Source organism: Gulosibacter sediminis (genome assembly GCF_023370115.1).
In the GTDB taxonomy this organism is placed as follows: Bacteria; Actinomycetota; Actinomycetes; order Actinomycetales; family Microbacteriaceae; genus Gulosibacter; species Gulosibacter sediminis_A.
Map to the genome: position 1 here is coordinate 1,193,911 of NZ_CP097160.1, position 18,418 is coordinate 1,212,328.

16 protein-coding genes and 1 tRNA gene are annotated in these 18,418 nt (G+C 68.0%); 12 read left to right on the plus strand and 5 right to left on the minus strand.

Features of this window, described 5'->3' with window-relative positions:
* Positions 1–4 precede the first annotated feature (4 nt).
* Positions 5–1,297 (minus strand): bifunctional o-acetylhomoserine/o-acetylserine sulfhydrylase, encoded by a 1,293-nt coding sequence (locus tag M3M28_RS05445; protein ID WP_249387797.1) that lies wholly within the window; start codon positions 1,295–1,297, stop codon positions 5–7.
* A 132-nt stretch (positions 1,298–1,429) separates the two neighbouring features.
* Between M3M28_RS05445 and M3M28_RS05450 the strand changes: the two genes are divergently transcribed.
* Genes M3M28_RS05450 through M3M28_RS05460 form a run of 3 tightly spaced genes read left to right on the plus strand, consistent with a single transcriptional unit; the run spans position 1,430 to position 4,256 of the window.
* The gene (locus tag M3M28_RS05450) at positions 1,430–2,110 is read left to right on the plus strand and encodes a Type 1 glutamine amidotransferase-like domain-containing protein (RefSeq protein WP_249387798.1); all 681 of its coding nucleotides are present in this window, start codon (positions 1,430–1,432) and stop codon (positions 2,108–2,110) included.
* Positions 2,107–2,811: a uracil-DNA glycosylase gene (locus M3M28_RS05455; RefSeq protein WP_249387799.1), complete on the plus strand. Its 705-nt coding sequence runs from the start codon at positions 2,107–2,109 to the stop codon at positions 2,809–2,811. The genes M3M28_RS05450 and M3M28_RS05455 overlap by 4 nt, the downstream gene beginning before the upstream one ends.
* Before the next feature lie 2 nt (positions 2,812–2,813).
* Complete coding sequence (locus M3M28_RS05460) at positions 2,814–4,256, plus strand: amidase (RefSeq protein WP_249387800.1); 1,443 nt, start codon at positions 2,814–2,816, stop codon at positions 4,254–4,256.
* Between the two features lie 29 nt (positions 4,257–4,285).
* Here M3M28_RS05460 and M3M28_RS05465 read toward each other — a convergent pair whose 3' ends face one another.
* The 3 genes from M3M28_RS05465 to M3M28_RS05475 form a co-directional block, all read right to left on the minus strand.
* Positions 4,286–4,612 (minus strand): Fe-S oxidoreductase, encoded by a 327-nt coding sequence (locus M3M28_RS05465; RefSeq protein WP_249387801.1) that lies wholly within the window; start codon positions 4,610–4,612, stop codon positions 4,286–4,288.
* An 81-nt stretch (positions 4,613–4,693) separates the two neighbouring features.
* Positions 4,694–5,431: a PspA/IM30 family protein gene (locus tag M3M28_RS05470; protein ID WP_249387802.1), complete on the minus strand. Its 738-nt coding sequence runs from the start codon at positions 5,429–5,431 to the stop codon at positions 4,694–4,696.
* A gap of 85 nt (positions 5,432–5,516) precedes the next feature.
* Positions 5,517–7,622, minus strand: a complete 2,106-nt coding sequence (locus tag M3M28_RS05475; protein ID WP_249387803.1) for a TPM domain-containing protein — start codon at positions 7,620–7,622, stop codon at positions 5,517–5,519.
* A 235-nt stretch (positions 7,623–7,857) separates the two neighbouring features.
* Here M3M28_RS05475 and M3M28_RS05480 point away from each other — a divergent pair, with 235 nt between their 5' ends.
* Entirely contained in the window at positions 7,858–8,175 is a 318-nt protein-coding gene (locus M3M28_RS05480; protein ID WP_249387804.1) for a DivIVA domain-containing protein, read from the plus strand.
* Between the two features lie 68 nt (positions 8,176–8,243).
* On the plus strand, positions 8,244–8,978 hold the full coding sequence (locus M3M28_RS05485) for a gamma-glutamyl-gamma-aminobutyrate hydrolase family protein (protein WP_249387805.1): 735 nt from the start codon (positions 8,244–8,246) through the stop codon (positions 8,976–8,978).
* Positions 8,979–9,000: 22 nt separating this feature from the next.
* Here M3M28_RS05485 and M3M28_RS05490 read toward each other — a convergent pair.
* Positions 9,001–9,073 (minus strand) — tRNA-Arg (locus tag M3M28_RS05490).
* Between the two features lie 57 nt (positions 9,074–9,130).
* Between M3M28_RS05490 and argS the strand changes: the two genes are divergently transcribed.
* The 7 genes from argS to prfA all read left to right on the plus strand — a co-directional run bounded on the left by argS (position 9,131) and on the right by prfA (position 18,416).
* Positions 9,131–10,795: an arginine--tRNA ligase gene (argS, locus tag M3M28_RS05495; RefSeq protein ID WP_249387806.1), complete on the plus strand. Its 1,665-nt coding sequence runs from the start codon at positions 9,131–9,133 to the stop codon at positions 10,793–10,795.
* A gap of 3 nt (positions 10,796–10,798) precedes the next feature.
* Complete coding sequence (locus tag M3M28_RS05500; RefSeq protein WP_249387807.1) at positions 10,799–11,554, plus strand: LmeA family phospholipid-binding protein; 756 nt, start codon at positions 10,799–10,801, stop codon at positions 11,552–11,554.
* A 28-nt stretch (positions 11,555–11,582) separates the two neighbouring features.
* Positions 11,583–12,998 carry a diaminopimelate decarboxylase gene (gene lysA, locus M3M28_RS05505; RefSeq protein ID WP_249387808.1) on the plus strand — a complete coding sequence of 472 codons (1,416 nt, stop codon included), beginning with the start codon at positions 11,583–11,585 and terminating at the stop codon, positions 12,996–12,998.
* The gene (locus tag M3M28_RS05510) at positions 12,974–14,305 is read left to right on the plus strand and encodes a homoserine dehydrogenase (RefSeq protein ID WP_431193861.1); all 1,332 of its coding nucleotides are present in this window, start codon (positions 12,974–12,976) and stop codon (positions 14,303–14,305) included. Before lysA ends, M3M28_RS05510 begins: the two co-directional genes overlap by 25 nt.
* Positions 14,302–15,258 carry a homoserine kinase gene (thrB, locus tag M3M28_RS05515; RefSeq protein WP_249387810.1) on the plus strand — a complete coding sequence of 319 codons (957 nt, stop codon included), beginning with the start codon at positions 14,302–14,304 and terminating at the stop codon, positions 15,256–15,258. The genes M3M28_RS05510 and thrB overlap by 4 nt, the downstream gene beginning before the upstream one ends.
* Before the next feature lie 129 nt (positions 15,259–15,387).
* Positions 15,388–17,325 carry a transcription termination factor Rho gene (gene rho, locus M3M28_RS05520; RefSeq protein ID WP_249387811.1) on the plus strand — a complete coding sequence of 646 codons (1,938 nt, stop codon included), beginning with the start codon at positions 15,388–15,390 and terminating at the stop codon, positions 17,323–17,325.
* Positions 17,322–18,416: a peptide chain release factor 1 gene (prfA, locus tag M3M28_RS05525; RefSeq protein WP_249387812.1), complete on the plus strand. Its 1,095-nt coding sequence runs from the start codon at positions 17,322–17,324 to the stop codon at positions 18,414–18,416. Before rho ends, prfA begins: the two co-directional genes overlap by 4 nt.
* The last annotated feature ends 2 nt before the right edge of the window (positions 18,417–18,418 follow it).

The window sequence follows — 18,418 nt, forward strand, 5'->3', positions numbered from 1 at the left end:
GTGCCTAGGCGGCGACCGCGGCCGCGATCGCCTGCTCGAGGTCGGCGATGATGTCGTCGATGTGTTCGAGGCCGACGGAGAGCCGCACGAGACCGGGCGTGACGCCCGCCTCGAGCTGCTGCTCGGGGGTCAGTTGCGCGTGCGTCGTCGACGCGGGGTGCGTCGCGATCGAGCGCACGTCGCCGATGTTCACGACGTGGCGGAACAGCTTCACCGACTCGACGAGGCGACGGCCGGCGTCGACGCCGCCGCGAAGCTCGAAGGCGAGCAGGCCGCTCGCGCCGTTTGGCGCGTACTTGCGTGCCAGCTCGTGCCACTGGTTGCCGGGCAGACCCGCGTAATTGACGCTGACGACGTCCGGGTGGCCATCGAGCCACTCCGCAACGGCTTGGGCATTTTGGACGTGTCGCTCAAGGCGCAGGCTCAGGGTCTCGATGCCCTGGAGCACCTGCCACGCTGAGGCGGGCGCGAGCGCCGCACCGACGTCCCGCAGCAGCTGCACGCGAGCCTTGATGATGTAGGCGATGCCGTCTCCCACGGCCTCGGCGTACTTGAGCCCGTTGTAGCTGGGGTCAGGCTCGTTGAGGCCGGGGAAGCGCTCGGCGTGCTGCGACCAGGGAAACGAGCCGCCGTCGACGATGAGGCCAGCCACCACGGCGCCGTGACCGCCGAGGTACTTCGTTGCCGAGTGCACGACGATGTCGGCGCCGTGCTCAAAGGGGCGAATGAGGTACGGCGTCGCGACGGTGTTGTCGACGATGAGCGGCACGCCTGCCTCGTGGGCGACGTCCGCGACGGTGCCAATGTCGAGCACGTTGATGGCGGGGTTGCCGATCGTTTCGGCGTAGAAGGCCTTCGTGTTCGGGCGAACCGCGTTGCGCCACTGCTCGGGATCGTTCTCGTCGAGGATGAACGTCACCTCGATGCCCGCCTTCGCGAGCGTGTACTTGAAGAGGTTGTAGGTGCCGCCGTAGATCGAGGTCGATGAGACGACGTGATCGCCTGAGGCCGCGATGTTGAGGATCGCGAGCGTTTCGGCGGCCTGACCACTCGAGACCGCGAGCGCGGCGGTGCCGCCCTCGAGCGCGGCGACGCGCTCTTCGAGCACGGCGGTAGTCGGGTTGGTGATTCGCGTGTAGATGTTGCCGGTCTCGGTGAGCGCGAACAGGTTCGCGGCGTGATCGGCGTCGTTGAAGGCGTACGCGGTCGTCTGGACGATCGGCGTGATGACGGAGTTGGACGAGGGGTCAATCTGCGTGCCCGCGTGAATCTGGCGGGTTTCGAAGCGCTGTGACATGAAATCTCCTAGAGGTGGCAGCGGTGACACGGAGGGGTGCCGGCGCACCCCAATCATCACCGAGGCGGCGAGGGGATGCGAAATCCGCTTGTAATACGGAGACACCGGGTGTGGGACGATGGAGGGGTGACTGTGCTGTTGTCTGGAGGTGGCGACCGCAAGGCGGTGCGCCGGGTTGTTGATCGGCTCTGTCGAGAGCTCGCGAGCAAGGCGGGTGCCGTGGCGCCGCGGCTCGGTGTTCTCGCCAGCGGCGACCCCGTGACGCGCGAGGTCGTCGACGCCGTGGCGCCGCCGCTCGGTGTCGACGCGGTGCACCTGTCCGAGACCCCGCAGACCGGCGACTTGCTGACGCTCGCGGGTGTCCTTGTCGGCGACGGGGATGCGGCGCAGCAACTCATGGCGTTTGGCGAGACGATCAGCGATCTGCGCGGGCTGGTGCATCGCGGCGCCAGCTACGCCGGTATCGGCTCGGGCGCAGCTATCGCGGCGGAACAAGCGCTGCTGGGCGGTAGCGAGGTCGGCTCGGTGCCCGTCGCGCCGGCGACGAGCGAGACCGAGCGCGAGGTTGAATTCGCTGCCGGGCTCGGACTCATCGACCTGACGGTGCTGCCGCACGCGGCGGCATCGGGGCGCATCGGCCTCGGCGTGGCGACGATCGAGGCGGGCCTCACCGATCGCATCGTCGGGCTCGACGACGCGACCACCCTGTCGATCCGCGACGGCGCACTCGAGTTGCTCGGCCCGGGCAGCATGTGGGAGCTCCTGCGGGTCGACGACGGGGTGCTCGTACGCACGAGTCGAGCCTCGGTGTGACGGCGAGGTCGCTGGGGGAGCTCGCCGCCGAGGGCGTGATCGCCCACGACTGGGCGGTGGCGCTCGAACCGGCGCAGTCCGAGCTGCGCCGTGCGGGGGAGTTCCTCCGCAGCGAGGTCGCGGCCGGCCGCGAGTACCTGCCGGCGGCCCAGAACATCCTGCGCGCGTTCGCCCGGCCACTTGCCGACGTGCGTGTCGTGGTGGTGGGACAGGACCCGTACCCGACGCCCGGGCATCCGATCGGCCTGTCGTTTGCCGTGAACCGCGACGTGCGCCCGCTGCCTCGTTCGCTCAGCAATATCTATCGGGAGCTCGACGAGGACCTCGGCATTGCGCCGGCCGCCCACGGCGACCTCAGCGGCTGGAGCGAGCAGGGCGTGCTGCTGCTCAACCGCGTGCTCACCGTTCGGCCAGGGGCGCCCGCGTCGCACCGGCGGCAGGGCTGGGAAGCCGTGACCGAGACCGCCCTGCGTGCGCTCGCCGCCCGCGGCACGCCGCTGGTCGCGCTGCTGTGGGGTGCGGATGCGCGCAAGGCGAAGGAATTTCTCGGCGCGACGCCGACGGTCGAATCCGCGCATCCCTCGCCGCTTTCGGCCTCGCGCGGCTTCTTCGGCTCGCGGCCGTTCTCGCGCGTCAACGCGCTGCTCCAAGAACAGGGCGCCGAGCCCATCAATTGGCGGGTTGAGGTACCGGAGGAATAGCCATGACCGAGCTGCACGAACTCACGGCAAGCGAGCAGGTCCGACTGCTCGCGGCGGGCGAACTCACGAGCACCGAGCTCACCGAGCACTACCTCGGCCGTATCGAGCGAGCGAACCCCACGCTGCGGGCCTTCACGTCCGTCGATGCCGAGGGTGCACGTCAACGCGCGGCCGAGCTGGATGCGGTTGGTCGCCCGGGCGTGCTGCACGGCCTCCCGCTCGGCGACAAGGACCTCACGAACCGAGTCGGCGTTCCGACGAGCTACGGCTCGCGGCTGATGGCCGGCTTCGTGCCCGACGCCTCAGATCCGCTCGTGCAGACCCTCGACGCGCACGGTGGTGTGTCGCTCGGTAAGACCAACACACCCGAGTTCGGCTTCCCCTGCTACTGCGAAAACGAGTTGCCCGGTGGCGTTGCCCGCAACCCGTGGGATCTTGAGCGCGGGCCGGGCGGCTCGAGCGGCGGCGCGGCCGTCGCGGTGAGCGCCGGCTTGCTCCCGCTCGCGCCGGGGAGCGATGGCGGCGGCTCTATTCGCATTCCCGCCGCGGCGACGGGCCTCGTCGGCCTGAAGCCGTCGCGGGGCCGCGTGCCCGACGGGAGCGGCCTGGATGCGCTGGCGGGCCTCGGCGTCGCCGGCCCGCTCGCTCGCACCGTCGAGGATGCGGCGCTGCTACTTGACGCGATGATCGCGCGCGACGCCGACGGTCGTGCCGCGAACCGGTTTGCGACCGCGGCCGCGAGCGAGCCGCCGCGCAGCTTCGTCGAGGCTCTGCGCAAAGTCGAGCGCAGCCCGAACTTGCGCGTGGCCTGGAATACGTGGACCTCATGGGCACCTGCGTATGACATCGAGCTTGCCTCGGAGGCGGTCGCCGCGCTCGAGACCGGGCTCGACGCGGTGCGCTCACTCGGACATGAGGTGGTGGAGTTCACTCCGCCCGCGGCGCCGGAGTACTTCGACGCGTTCCGCGCCGTCTGGCGCGGGGGAGCGGCCGGTCTGCCGCTCGACGACGCCCAGCTCGAGGGCGTGGAGGCGTTGACGGCGTGGCTCGTGCGCAGCGGCCGCGAGCTGCCCATCCAGGAGCTCTCGCGAGCGCTGTCGGCGCTGTCGGCGTTCGAGCGGCGCATGGTCGCCGCCTACGAACCGTTTGACGTCGTGCTCACGCCGGCGATGGCGATGCTGCCCCGACCGCTCGGCTGGTTCGACCCGCACGACGGCGAGCGTAACTTCATGCAGCAGTGTCAGTACACGCCGTTTACGAGCTATGTGAACGTCGTCGGCCTGCCCGCGATGTCGCTGCCGGTGTACGAGGGCGCACTCCCGATGGGAATTCATGCGATTGGCCGCCCGGGCGACGAACTGACGCTGCTGCGCCTCGCGCGCGACCTTGAGCGCGAATTCGCCTGGCACGAGCGCCGGGCGCCGGGGTGGACCATCGCGGACTAGCGGCGGCGCGCACATCGCGGCGCCGCCGCTCAGCGAGCCTTTCGCCTGCCTCCGCTCGCGCGCACGTAATTGCCGTCGGCAAGCCCTGCCTCGATCTCGAAGCGGTTCTTCAGCGGGTCTGAGCCGGCCAGGAAGTAGAGGAACGGGAACAACATGCCGTACCGCTCCCACTGGCGTACGTGCTTGAGCTCGTGCCTCAGCACGTGCGGGCTCACGTTCGTGTCGGTGAGATAGACCCGGCCGATGCAGACGCCGCCCCGCTTGAACGCCCACTTGGGCAGCCCGTGGAGCACGATCATGCGGCCGTGGCGCTCAATGCGACCAACCGACAGTGGCGCCCCGTAGAGGAGCGCCACCGCCGTGGCGAAGCGGCACCCGAGTCGCGACAGTGGCGAATCGAGGGCTACTTCACCGAGGAGTTGCCGAAGTCGCAAGGGTTACTGGGCGATGCTCGACTGGGAGTTGCCCGACTTGAGGGCGGCGAGGCGGGCCTCGACCTCGGTCATCTGGCCGACGTTCTCGAGCTCTTCGAACTGCTTGTCGAGGCTCGACGCCTGCAACTCCTGCTGGCCACGGACACGAGCCTCTTCGCGACGCACCTTCTCTTCGAAGCGGCCGAGGTCGGTGGTGGGGTCGAGCACGTTGATCTTCGAGAGGGCGTCGTTGACCTTGCCCTGAGCCTCTGCCGTCTTGGCGCGTGCCGAGAGCTCGTCGCGCTTGCGGATGAGCTCGTTGAGCTTGCCGCGCATGCCCTCGAGGCCGTTCTTCAGCTGGTCGACGACTTGGGTCTGCTGCTCGATCTGCGGGCGGGCCGTGTTGACGTTGCCCTCTTCCTCGACCTGGCGCTGAATCGCGACCTTGGCGAGGTTGTCGAACTTGTCGGCCGACGCGGTGTCGCCGCTGTTGCGGAACTCGTCGGCCTTGTTCGACGCGGCGAGTGCCTTCTGCCCCCAGTCGCGCGCATCCTGCTCGTCCTGGCGTGCGTCGTCCTCGAGCATGCGCAGGTTGCCGATGGTCTGCGAAATCGCGGCTTCGGCGTCGGCGATGTTCGCGGAGTAGTCACGGATCAGCTGATCGATCATGATCTGCGGGTCTTCCGCCTGGTCGATCAGGTTGTTGATGTTGGCACGAACAAGCTGCGAGATGCGGCCGAAAATTGACTGCTTCTGGGCCATGGGAATGCTCCTTGGTGATCGGATCGGTGGGTGATCGTGAACTGAATTTATGTTGCGTGTCTGACCAATTGGCTGATAGCGGCGACTAGCGGGTTCCGCCGCCCCCGCCGAAGCCACCTCGGCTGCCGCCGCCGCCCGAGAAACCGCCGCCTCCTCCTCCGCCGCCGAACCCACCAAAGCCGCCAAAGCCGCTCCAGTCATTGTCGTGGCGCCGCGACGAGCCCGAGTCGCTCAAGATGCCGCTAATGATGCCGCCGAGGATTGCCCCGCCCATGCTTGAAAGGAACTGGTCGCCGCCACCGCTGTATGAGCTGCGGTGCCGCCCGTAGCTGGAGTGGCTCGTCGAGTCCCACGAGCTGAACGAGTACGTGTTGTCGACCTCTTGTTTGCCCGTCGAGAGCGCGGTGCGGGCGAGGTGATCGGCATCGTTCGCGAGCTGCAGCGCCTGCACCGGATCGTCGTTGCGGAGGGCCTCGGCGCGGGCGAGCTGCGACTCGGCCTGGTCGAGGCGGGTGCGAGGGCCGGAGGACACGGCGCCGCGCTTCGAGTTGATGAACTGCGCCGCGGCGCTGATCTCAGCGCTTGCGTTGCGCAGCGCCTCGGGCAGCCGGGCGCGCGCGTGGTCGAGGCGTTCCTTCGCGTCGAGCAGGCCGCCGAGCGCGTCGTCGAGTCGGCCCGCCACCGCGTGGAGCCGCTCGATCGTGGCGGCCGGGTCGGTGAATCGGCCCGCAGCCTGGTCAATGTCGCCGAGCAGCTTGCGCGCCTCGGTGACCGTTTCGGCCGTGGTCGCCGACGGCGTGACCGACGCGGTGCCGGTGAGGTCTTCAACCTGCGCGAGCGTTCGCTTGAGCTGGCCGGCCTCGTCGGCGATCTGCCGGGGCGCGCGCTCGAAGAGTTCGCGTGTGGCGGTGAGGCCCTTCACAAGCCCGTCGAACTGGGCGAACGCATTCTCGGCGTCGGTGATGTCAACGATCGCGGCGCCGGCGTTGCCGGCCTCGGCGGATGCGGTGGCACCCTCGATCTCGTCGTCCGCGAGTTCGAGCAGCTGGCGAGCCTGGCTGATGTCCGCGCCGATGCGGTCGCGCGCCGCCTGGTCGTAGTGGCTGTCCAATCCGTCGAACCAGCCCGAAATCTCGGTGAGCCGAGGTCGTGCGGCCTCGGCCCGCTGGCGCAGTGCGACGAGCAGCTTCGGGGCGTCGTTCTGCCGCACGCGCAGCTCCTGGAAGTGGCTCGCCTGGTCGCTGAGCCGCTTCGTAGCCGTGTCGGTGATTGACAAGATGCGCTCGATCCAGGCCTCGCGGTCCTCGGGGGCATCGGGGATGTGGTCGAGCAGCTTGCCCTGCAGCTCGAAGGCCTCCTTCGACGCCTTCTTCGCCATACCGAGCTCGTTCTGATAGACCTTGACCTCTTCGGCACCGAACTCGGCGCTCGCAAACGCGACCTCTTCGTCGGACGACTTGATGAGGTTGTCCATGCGCACGAGTTGGATCGAGGCCTGCTGCAGGCGCGCCTCGAGCTCGGCAGCCTGCTTCTGCTCGGCCTCGCGCAGCTGCTTCTGGCGCTTGCGGCGGCCATTGAGGAACACGATCGCGACGACGATGAGCACCACCAACACGAGCACGCCGAGCACGATCGTGAAGACGCTCGAGCTCTCGCTGCTCGAGCTCGTGGCACCGGAGGTATCGTTGCCCGATCCGCCCGAGTACGAGCCGTTGAGCGCCTGCTCGAGTTCGCTTGCCGCCTGCACCGAGGCGCCGACGAAGTCGCGCTGGTTCACGAGCGGCAGGATGTCGTTCTGAATCGACTCGCGGTCGGCACTCGAGAGCGAGAGGCTCTGGTCGACATTGAGCCCGAACTCGCCGGCATCGGTGCCGATGTACAAAATGATGTCGTTTACACCAAGCTGGCTGTCGAGCGCGACGGCGCTGGCCCAGTCGTTGCCGACGTTCGGACTCTCAAAGGTGCTGACGATGACCACGTAGAGGCTGCTGCCGGTGGCCGACTCGAGGCTGGCCGACGCATCCTCGATCTCCGAGATGTCGCCGTCCGAGAGGGTGTTCGTGGTGTCGGTGACAAGGCCAGCCAGTTCCATCGGCTCTTCCGCCGATGCGCCCTGCGCGGGAAGAAGCGCGAGGCAACTCGCCAAGAACAGCGAGAGCAACAGCGCAGCGGTGCGGCGGAGTGTGAGCATCCAGTCCCTCCAGATGTCGAGCCTCAGCAAACCGGGGGATTCGAGAGGAATCAAACGTAGTCCCTACCGAAACTAGGTCACGATGCAGGGATCTATCTGAACCTCCTCGCCTGGACTCCCGCGCGAGAGCACGCAGGTGAACAGTTGGTGTATCCCTGCGTGTGGCTAGTCACGCCGTAGGCCCCGGGCTACCATCTGGTGGCGAGATGGCAACGACTATCTCGGAGAAATAAATATGCGCAGTGATGAATTATTGAATCAACAGTTCCGTGCAACCAAGTACTCCTACGGGTACGACCAGCGAGAAGTAGACACATTCATCGACCGGGCGGCCGCCACCCTCAAAATCTACGAGTCTGGCACCGTGCACAGCGACATCCACACCAGCGATGTAGGCCTCGAGCACCCGCCGATCACCTCGCAGCTCGTCAACAACGTTCGGTTCACCCCCACGCACCTCAGCGAGGGGTACGACCAGCACGATGTGGACGACTTCCTCGACCGACTCGCGTCGGCGTTCCGAAACCTCGAAGACCCCGAACCGCGAGACTAATCACGCTCCACGACCCGACATGGCCACCGTGATGTAGCAGGCGCCTGCCGACTGCTATAACGGTGGCCATGTCACTTCTTTCCCCACGCGTCCTGATCGTCGACGCGACCATGCTTCGCGCCGACACGCGCTTCACCGGCCAGCTCGAACCCCTCAGTCAACAGGTCGTTCGCGTGAGCGAGGCGGCCCAGCTCACTCCGGAACGCCTCGCGATCGGCGACGTCACTGTCGAGGAGATCGAGGCAGCCTACGAACGGGCCGACGCCATCGTCGTAATGGGTGGCGAGGATGTGACGCCGAGCCTCTACGGCATGGACACCGACTACCCCGAGTCGGGCACGCACCTGCGCGAGGCGGACGAGCGCAGTTGTGAGCTCATCCGGCGCGCGGTCGACGACGGCACGCCGCTGCTCGGCATCTGCCGTGGCCTGCAGCTGCTCAACGTGGCGTGCGGCGGCACGCTCGTGCAGCACCTCGAGAACTCGGATGCGCACCGGTACCTGCCGCCCCGCGACGGCGATTTCATTCGGCACCCCGTCGACATCGATGCGGGGTCGCGGCTCGCGCAGTACCTGGGGGAGCACCTCGAGGCGGTGGAGTCGGCACACCACCAGGTCGTGGCGGAGCCGGGCCAGGGCCTGCGCATCAGCGCGCGCGCCGACGACGGCACGCCCGAGGGCCTCGAACACGAGAGCGCGCCCGTCTTCGCGGTGCAGTGGCACCCGGAGTCGGAGTCGAGCGAGCCCTCACAACTGCCGGCACTTTTGACCGGACTGCGATCGGAGGTTCGCGAACTTGCGTGAGCGTTCGCTAGCGACAACTGAGTGCCCCCGACAGGAGTCGAACCTGCGACCTACGGTACCGGAAACCGGCGCTCTATCCACTGAGCTACGGAGGCGAACAAGCGACAAGCGTAGCAGCATCCCGGCACGCAACTTGCGTACGATTGAGCGTGATGACTGACCAGAACCTTTCGCACGTCCTCGCTGCCGCCACGACCGCAGCGCTTTCCCGTCACGATGCCGGTGCCTTCGAGCTCAGCGACGATGACCTGAAGCTCGAGCGTCCGCGTAACCGCGAGCACGGCGACTGGGCCTCGAACATTGCCATGCGTTACGCGAAGCGCGTGGGCACGAACCCCCGGCAGCTCGCGCAGGAAATTGCGGAGGGGCTCGAGGGCGACCCAAGCGTCAAGCGCGTCGAGGTGGCGGGCCCCGGCTTCATCAACATCACGCTCGACGAGGCGGCCGCGGGTGCGCTCGCCCTGACGATCGTCGAGGCGGCCGGCTCCTACGGCACCTCGGCTGCCCTTGCCGGCCACAACATCAACCTCGAGTTCGTCTCGGCGAACCCGACCGGCCCCATCCACCTCGGCGGTGCCCGCTGGGCAGCGGTGGGCGACTCGCTCGCTCGCGTGCTCACCGCCGCTGGCGCGCAGGTCACCCGCGAGTATTACTTCAACGACCACGGCGCGCAGATCGACCGCTTTGCGAAGTCGCTGCTCGCCGCGCACCTGGGCGAGGCAACGCCCGAGGACGGCTACGGCGGGGCCTACATCGGTGAGATCGCGGCCGCGGTTGCCACCGAGTTTGCCGACGAACTCGCGGCGGCCGAGTCGCGCGAAGCGCAGCAGGAGTTCTTCCGAAACCGCGGCGTCGAGCGCATGTTCGGAGAGATCAAGCAGAAGCTCGAGGACTTCCGCGTGGTCTTCGACGTCTTCTTCCACGAAGACTCCGTGCACGAGGACGGCTCGGTCGCCCTCGCCGTCGAACGGCTCAACGAGCGCGGCGAGGTGTTCGTCGAGGACGGCGCGACCTGGCTTCGTTCGACCGACTTCGGCGACGACAAGGACCGCGTCATCATTCGCTCGAACGGCGAACCGACCTACTTCGCCGGCGACATCGGCTACTACGTGAACAAGCGCGAGCGCGGCTTCGACGAGTGCATCATGCTGCTCGGCGCCGACCACCACGGCTACATCGGTCGCCTCATGGCGATGGTGTCGGCCTTCGGCGACACCCCGAACGTCAATCTGCAGGTGCTGATCGGCCAGATGGTCAACCTGGTGAAGGATGGCCAGCCGGTGCGCATGTCAAAGCGCGCGGGCACGATCGTTACGCTCGACGACCTGGTCGATGCGGTGGGTGTCGACGCGGCGCGCTATGCGCTCGTGCGCGGCTCGACGAACACGTCGATGGACATCGACCTCGACCTGCTCGTGAGCCGCACGAACGACAACCCCGTCTACTACGTGCAATACGCCCATGCGCGCACCCGTGCCGTCGCGCGCAACGCCGAGGCGGCGGGCATCGACGGCAGCGGCTTCGACCCCGCGCTGCTCACACACGCGAGCGAGAACGAGCTGCTCGGTCAGCTGCGCGAGTTCCCACGCATCGTCGAGTTCTCGGCGCTCGAACGCGAGCCCCACCGCGTCGCCCGCTATCTTGAAGACCTCGCGGCGCGTTACAACCGCTGGTACGACCAGACGCGCGTGCTGCCGCAGGGCGACGCCGAGGTCGGGGCGCTGCATCACAGCCGATTCGTGCTGAACCAGGCGGCATCGCAGGTGCTGCGCAGCGGCCTCGAATTGCTCGGCGTCACGGCGCCCGAGCGTATGTAGTCGATGGCAGCAACGCGTCGACGCGCCCGACCCGGCATCGTCGCGGCGATCATCGTGATCGCCGTGGTGGTGCTGCTTGTCGTGGTCGAAATTGTCGCGCGGGTGCTCGTCGGGCGCATCACGGCGAACCAGGTTGAGCAGAGCCTGCCCGATGGCCTCTCGGCCGACGTGAGCGCCGCCGCGACCGGCACCTGTGTCACCTGCGAGCTGCTCGGCGGAACTATTTCGGGCATTCACGTGACGAGCGATGACGTCACGTTCGGCGACGTGACGGGCGCCGCAAGTGTCGACGCGCACGACGTGAAACTCGGCTCGCCGATTTCCGTTGGCAGCCTGAACGGCTCGATCGGCATTGACGAAGATGAGCTCAATGCGCTGCTGCAGGAGGTCGCGGCCCAGTCCGGCATCGAGATCCACTCGATCGAGCTGCGCGACGACGGCATCTCGTACGGCACCGAGATCGAGGTGTTTGGCGAGACCGTTGGGCTCTCGGTCGTCGCGAACCTCGAACCCCGCAGCGGCGGGCGCCTGCGCGTCGTGGCCGAGCAAGTCTCGATCACCTCGGGCATCGGTTCGGCCCAGGTCGACCTCGACGCCGACCGCTTCAGCTTCGAGATGTGCCTCGCCGAGCACCTGCCCGCCGAGGTCCAACTCACGAGCGTGCAGCCCTCGGCGCAGCACGTCGACATCAGCTTCCGCAGCACGAAAGCCATCCCGCTCGACGACACCGCGTTCGCCGAACTCGGCAGCTGCACCTGACCCGTGACGCCCAAGTAGGATGACGAGGATGCACGCTTCCGAGAACGCCCCGCTCGCGCCCGACTGGCTCGAGCTGCCCAGCGACACCGCAGCGCTCGACGAGGGGGTCTGGCCCGTCACCGCGCGCCGAAATGGCTCCGGCGAGCTCGAACTCGGTGGCGTCGCGGCGAGTGAGCTGCTCGCCGCCCACGGCTCGCCCCTCTACGTCATCGACGAACAGGATGCGCGGGGTCGCGCGACCGAGACCCTCGCGGCGTTCACCGACGCCTTCGGCGCGATCGGCGCCGAGGTCGAGCTGCACTACGCGAGCAAGGCGCTTGTCACCATCGACATCGCCCGCTGGATGGCCGAGTCGGGCATCGGCCTCGACGTCGCGAGCGGCGGCGAGCTCGAGGTAGCACTTGCGGCGGGCATCGACCCCGCCAAGATCGGGATGCACGGCAACAACAAGTCGCGGGCCGAACTCGAGCGCGCGGTGAGCGCCGGAGTCGGCTGCATCATCATCGACTCGCTCGGCGAGATCGAACTGCTCGCCGACGTTGCCGCCTCACTCGGCCGAGTGCAGCGGGTGATGGTGCGCATCAACGTCGGCATTCACGCCTCGACGCACGACTACCTCGCGACGAGCCATGAAGACCAGAAGTTTGGGCTCACGCGCGAGGCCGCGCTCGATGCCGTCGCGAGCATCCGCGCCAGCGCGTCGCTCGAGCTGCTCGGCCTGCACTCGCATATCGGCTCGTCGATCTACGAGTCGGAGGGCTTCGGCGCTGCCGCCGCTCGGCTGATGATGCTGCGCGCCCAGCTGCTCGCCGACGGCCCGGTGCCCGAGGTGAACCTCGGCGGTGGCTTCGGCATCAACTACCTGCCGAGCGACCAGGCACCCGACATTCGCGAACTGGCCCGCGGCATCGCCGCCGAGGTGCAGCGCGTGTGCGAAGAGACCGCGAGCAGCGTGCCCCGCTTCGTGTTCGAGCCCGGCCGGTCGATCGTCGGGCCCGCGGGCGTGACGCTTTACACCGTTGGCTCGACGAAGACCGTCACGGTACCGGGGGAGTCGGGCGGCGAGCGCGACTACATCGCGGTCGACGGCGGCATGAGCGATAACATCCGCCCCGCCCTCTACGGCGCCGACTACTGCGTGCGCCTCGCGAATCGGGTTTCGGATGCGGCACCTCGGCTCGTGCGCGTCGTCGGCAAGCACTGCGAGTCGGGCGATATCGTGGTGAACCATGACTACCTCCCCGGTGATGTCACCGTGGGGGATCTGCTCGCCGTGCCCGCGACCGGCGCCTATGGCTGGTCAATGGCGAGCAACTACAACTACCTGGAGCGCCCGGCAATTGCGGCGGTGCGCGACGGGGTCGCACGGGTTCTCGTGCGACGTGTGACCATCGAAGACCTGCTGGCCTACGACGCCGCATGGAATGGAAAGGCGAGCTCGTGAACGAACAGCGCACCGTGAAAGTCGCGCTCCTCGGAGCCGGCTCAGTCGGAAGCCAGGTGGGCCGACTCCTGCTCGAAGAGGGCGAAGAGTTTTCGCGCCGTGCCGGCGCGAATCTCGAACTCGTGGGGATTGCCGTGCGCAACCTCGACTCGAAGCGGGATGTCGAGCTGCCGCGCGAACTGCTCACCACCGACGCCGAGAACCTTATTCTCCAGGCCGACTTCGTCATCGAGCTCATGGGCGGCATCTCGCCCGCCCGCGAGCTCATCACCCAGGCGCTCGAGTCGGGCGCCGACGTCGTCACGGCGAACAAGGCCCTCCTCGCGAGCCACGGCCCCGAGCTCTTCGCCATCGCCGAGCGGGTCGGCGCCCAGCTGCACTACGAGGCTGCCGTCGCGGGCGCGATCCCGATCATCCGTCCCCTGCGTGAGAATCTCGCGGGCGACCGCATCGAGCGCATCCTCGGCATCGTCAACGGCACGACCAACTACATCCTCGACCGCATGTACTCGAAGGGCGACACCTTCGAGGAGTCGCTGCGCATCGCCACCGAGCTCGGCTACGCCGAGGCCGACCCGACCGCCGACATTGAGGGCTACGACGCCCAGCAGAAGGCCGCCATTCTCGCGTCGATCGCCTTCCACACCGAGGTGCCGCTCGAGCAGGTGCACCGCGAGGGCATCACGCAGGTCACGATTGAACAGATTGAGGATGCGAAGCGGGCCGGCTTCGTCGTCAAGCTGCTCGCGATCTGCGAGCGCGTGCCCGGCAACGACGGCACCGAGGCAATTTCGGCCCGCGTGTACCCCGCCCTCGTGCCCGACGCGCACCCGCTCGCCTCGGTGCACGGTGGCAACAACGCCGTGTTCGTTGAGGCGGCCGCCGCTGGCCCGCTCATGTTCTACGGCGCGGGCGCCGGCGGCATCCAGACCGCATCCGCTGTGCTCGGCGACCTCGTGTCGGCCGCCCGCCGCCACGTGCTCGGCGGCCCCGGCCTCGGCGAGTCGATGGACGCCAACCTCACCGTGCTCGACTCCGGCGAGATTCGCACCCGCTACCACATCGCGCTCGACGTGACGGATGCGCCCGGCGTGCTCGCTGAGGTCGCCCGCACCTTCGCCGAACACCACGTTTCGGTGTCGACGCTCGAGCAGGTCCGCACTGACGACGACAAGGCCGCCACCATCGTCATCGTGACGCACCTCGCCACCGACGGTGCGCTGCAGCGCCTCGTCGAGTCGCTCGGCGAGCTCGACGTGGTCACCCGCATCGCCGGTGTGCTGCGAGTCGAAGGCGGCGCCGAATGAGCCGCGTGACGGAGGGCGCAAGAGCCCACGTTCGCGTTCCCGCCACGAGCGCCAACCTCGGCCCAGGCTTCGACACCCTCGGCCTGGCCCTCGCGATCTACGACGAGCTCGAGGTCGAGGCGCTCGCGCCGGGCCGGTACGAGTTCGAGCTTTCGGGCGTGGGGGCCGACGCGGTGCCACGTGACGAGCGGCACCTCGTAATTCGCGCGATGCAGCATGCGTTTGAAAAGCTCGGCTTCGAGATGCCCGGCATTCGCCTGCGCGCCGTGAACTCGATTCCGCACGGGCGGGGGCTCGGTTCGTCCGGCGCGGCCATTGTGTCGGGTGTGCTCGCGGCAGCAGGCCTCATCTCTGACCAGCGCACCGTAACGGCCGAGGAAATGCTCTGGCTCGCGACCGATCTCGAGGGTCACCCCGACAACGTCGCGCCCTGTCTGTTCGGTGGGCTCACGATCGCGTGGATGGACGCCAACGAGCACGCGCACTCGAAGCAGCTCGCGGTGCACCGCGGCGTCTCGGTGCTCGTGCTCGTGCCCGACGAGACGATGTCGACGAAGGTCGCGCGTTCGCTTCAGCCCGAGCACGTGCCGCATGCCGACGCGATCTTTAATCTTTCGCGTTCGGCGCTCATGGTCGCCGCGATGATTCAGAGCCCCGAGCTGCTGTTCGACGCGACCGAGGACCGCCTGCACCAGACTTACCGCGCCGCGGCGATGCCGAAGACGAAGGCGCTCATCGACGCGCTGCGCGAGGAGGGCCTGGCCGCGGTGGTGTCGGGTGCGGGCCCGAGCGTGCTCGTGCTCTGCGACGACCCGGGTGCGCGACTGCGCGCCGCCGAAATCGCTGCCGCCCGAACCGACACAAGCTGGCGGGCGCTCATGACCGCCGTTGACGTTCAGGGTGCTACAGTTGATGCGGCTGCGGGCCAGGCGGCATCAGCGCCGCTCGGCTAACACGGTCGCACTTCTTGCGATCGGCATCCCGCTTCGCCATTTCTCTCGACCGGTGAGCTTTCTCACCAGGGTCGATTTCCCAGCGCCCCGCATACGCGCGGGGTGCGTCACCGCAAGGAACAGAACTTCATGACCGATTCCACGACTCCGAATGAGTCGCGTCCGCTCGAACAGATGCGCGTCGCCGACCTGCAGGCCCTCGCGGCCCAGCACGGGATCAAGGGCGCCGCACGCATGCGCAAGAGCGTGCTGATCGACGCGATCCAGCAGGCGCAGGCGGGCGAGACCGCCGACGCCACCCAGGCCGGCGCGCCGGCCGAGGCCGTGACAGCTCCCGCGACCGAGCCGAACGCCGTGGCCGAGCCGGCCAAGGACGCGGCACCCGCCGATGCTGCGGCCGTCGAGCAGGCACCCGAGGCCGAGGCCGCTCCCGAGCCCGAGAGCGCCCCCGCGACCGAGACCGCTCCCGAGGCGCCCGCCCAGCCGGCGACCGAGCAGACCAAACCCGCCGAGGGCCGCGGCCGCCGCAACCGCCGCGCGAGCATCTCGGGCGAGGCACAGCAGGCCGAGCCGAAGCAGAACGAGCGCAAGGCGCCCGCAAACGATGGCGCAGCAAAGGGCGACTCGCCGATGACGCTCGACGACATCGTGCTGCCCCCGGCGCGCGACGATGAGGCCGACTCGGCCGAGGACGAGCAGCAGAATGAGGGGCACGGCCGCAAGCGCAACCGCAACCGTAACCGCAACAACCGCCAGGGTGATGACGCGAAGCAGGAGTCGGGCAAGCAGTCCGGCAACAACGACTCCGGCCAGAACGCGAAGAGCAACCAGGCGAACCAGAACAGCCAGGGCGGCAACACCAACGCCGACCGCAAGCGCAAGCGCAATCGTGACGATGTCGACCCCGAGATCGCACCCGACGACGTGCTGCTGCCGATCGCGGGCATCCTCGATGTGCTCGACAACTACGCTTTCGTGCGCACGAGTGGCTACCTTGCCGGCAGCAACGACGTCTACGTCTCGCTCGGCCAGGTCAAGAAGTACAACCTCCGCAAGGGCGACGCCATTGTCGGCGCCATTCGCCAGCCGCGCGAGGGGGAGTACCAGTCGGGCCGCCAGAAGTACAACGCCCTCGTCAAGATCGACACGGTCAACGGCGAGCAGCCAGACCCGGCACGTGAACGCGCCGACTTCGAGAAGCTGACCGCCCTCTACCCGGAGGAGCGCATCACCCTCGAGACCTCGGGTGGTCACGCCGCGCAGCGGATGATCGACCTCTTCGCGCCGATCGGTAAGGGCACCCGTGGCCTCATCGTCGCCCCGCCGAAGTCGGGCAAGTCGATCATGCTCGAGCGCATCGCGAACGCGATTGCCCAGAACAGCCCCGACACTCATCTCATGCTCGTGCTGGTTGACGAGCGCCCTGAGGAAGTCACTCGCCTCGAGCGCACCATTCACGGCGAGGTCATCTCGTCGACGTTTGACATGCCTGCCGAGAACCACACGACGATCGCGGAGCTCGCGATCGAGCGCGCGAAGCGCCTCGTTGAGCTCGGCCTCGACGTCGTCGTGCTGCTCGACTCGATCACGCAGCTCGGCCGCGCCTACAACCTGACCGCGCCGGCAACCGGCCGAATCATCGCCGGCGGCGTCGACGCATCCGCGCTCTACCCGCCCAAGCGCTTCTTCGGTGCTGCCCGCAACGTCGAGAACGGCGGCTCGCTCACGATCCTCGCCACGGCGATGGTCGAGACCGGCTCGCGCACCGATGAGGTGATTCTTGAGGAGTTCGCCGGCACCGGCAACATGGAGCTGCGCCTGTCGCGCGAGATCGCGAACAAGCGCATCTTCCCGGCCCTCGACATTCAGCAGTCGTCGACGCTGCACGAAGACCAGCTGCTCGACGCCGACGAGCTCGAGGCGACGTGGGCGATTCGCCGCGCCCTCGGTGGCGACGCGCAGGTGTCGCTCGAGGCCGTGCTCGAGCGCATCAGCCAGACGACCACCAACGAGGAGTTCCTCGCCTCGGTGCGCGCGAACCCGATTAGCCCGGTGACCGCCCGATGAGCCGGCGCGACGAGTTCGCGGAGTCGCTTGCGACCCTGCGTGCCGAGCACACCGATCTGCAGAACCAGCTGGCCGAGCCGGAGCTGCACTCGAACCCGGCGCGTGCCAAGAAGGTGAACCGCCGGTACGCCGAGCTCTCCCAGATCATCGCCGCCGACGACAAGCTCGCGGCCCTCGAGGGCGACCTCGAAGCTGCCGTCGAGCTGGCGAAGGAAGACGAGCTGTTCGCCGAAGAGGCCGAGACCACTCGCGCCCGCGTCGCCGAACAGTCCGAGAAGCTGCGCCGCCTGCTCATCCCGCGTGACCCCGATGACGGTCGCGACGTGATCATGGAGATCAAGGGCGGCGAGGGCGGCGAGGAATCGGCGCTGTTTGCCGCCGATCTGCTGCGCATGTACAGCCACTACGCCGAACAGCGGGGCTGGAAGGTCGAGATGCTCGACTCCACGACGAGCGACCTGGGCGGCTACAAGGACGTCCAGGTGGCAATCAAGTCGTCGTCGAATGACCCCGCAGAGGGCGTGTGGGCGTCGCTCAAGTACGAGGGAGGCGTGCACCGCGTGCAGCGCGTGCCGGCGACCGAGTCGCAGGGGCGCATCCACACCTCGACCACCGGCGTGCTCGTCTTCCCGGAGGTAGACGAGCCCGAAGAGGTGCAGATCGACCAGAACGACCTCAAGATCGACGTGTACCGATCCTCCGGCCCCGGCGGCCAGTCGGTGAACACCACCGACTCCGCGGTGCGCATCACGCACGTGCCCACGGGCATCGTCGTGTCGATGCAGAACGAGAAGTCGCAGATCCAGAACCGCGCGGCCGCCATGCGCGTGCTGCAGGCGCGCCTCCTCGCTCGCCAGCAGGAGGAGCAGGCGGCGGCCGAGGCGGATGCGCGTCACTCGCAGATTCGTACGATGGACCGCTCCGAGCGCATCCGTACGTACAACTTCCCCGAGAACCGCATCGCCGATCACCGCACGGGGTACAAGGCGTACAACCTTGACCAGGTGCTCGGCGGGGCACTCGGCCCCGTGATCGAGTCGGCCATTGCGGCTGACGAAGAGGCACGACTCGCGGCGCTCGGCAGCGAGTAGTC

Excerpts from the sequence above, each read along its gene's own strand:
- M3M28_RS05445 (WP_249387797.1), bottom strand. The coding sequence starts at position 1,297 with ATGTCACAGCGCTTCGAAACCCGCCAGATTCACGCGGGCACGCAGATT.
- M3M28_RS05460 (WP_249387800.1), top strand. The coding sequence starts at position 2,814 with ATGACCGAGCTGCACGAACTCACGGCAAGCGAGCAGGTCCGACTGCTC.
- M3M28_RS05470 (WP_249387802.1), bottom strand. The coding sequence starts at position 5,431 with ATGGCCCAGAAGCAGTCAATTTTCGGCCGCATCTCGCAGCTTGTTCGT.
- M3M28_RS05475 (WP_249387803.1), bottom strand. The coding sequence starts at position 7,622 with ATGCTCACACTCCGCCGCACCGCTGCGCTGTTGCTCTCGCTGTTCTTG.
- M3M28_RS05480 (WP_249387804.1), top strand. The coding sequence starts at position 7,858 with ATGCGCAGTGATGAATTATTGAATCAACAGTTCCGTGCAACCAAGTAC.
- M3M28_RS05485 (WP_249387805.1), top strand. The coding sequence starts at position 8,244 with ATGTCACTTCTTTCCCCACGCGTCCTGATCGTCGACGCGACCATGCTT.
- argS (WP_249387806.1), top strand. The coding sequence starts at position 9,131 with ATGACTGACCAGAACCTTTCGCACGTCCTCGCTGCCGCCACGACCGCA.
- M3M28_RS05500 (WP_249387807.1), top strand. The coding sequence starts at position 10,799 with ATGGCAGCAACGCGTCGACGCGCCCGACCCGGCATCGTCGCGGCGATC.
- lysA (WP_249387808.1), top strand. The coding sequence starts at position 11,583 with ATGCACGCTTCCGAGAACGCCCCGCTCGCGCCCGACTGGCTCGAGCTG.
- M3M28_RS05510 (WP_431193861.1), top strand. The coding sequence starts at position 12,974 with ATGGAATGGAAAGGCGAGCTCGTGAACGAACAGCGCACCGTGAAAGTC.
- thrB (WP_249387810.1), top strand. The coding sequence starts at position 14,302 with ATGAGCCGCGTGACGGAGGGCGCAAGAGCCCACGTTCGCGTTCCCGCC.
- rho (WP_249387811.1), top strand. The coding sequence starts at position 15,388 with ATGACCGATTCCACGACTCCGAATGAGTCGCGTCCGCTCGAACAGATG.
- prfA (WP_249387812.1), top strand. The coding sequence starts at position 17,322 with ATGAGCCGGCGCGACGAGTTCGCGGAGTCGCTTGCGACCCTGCGTGCC.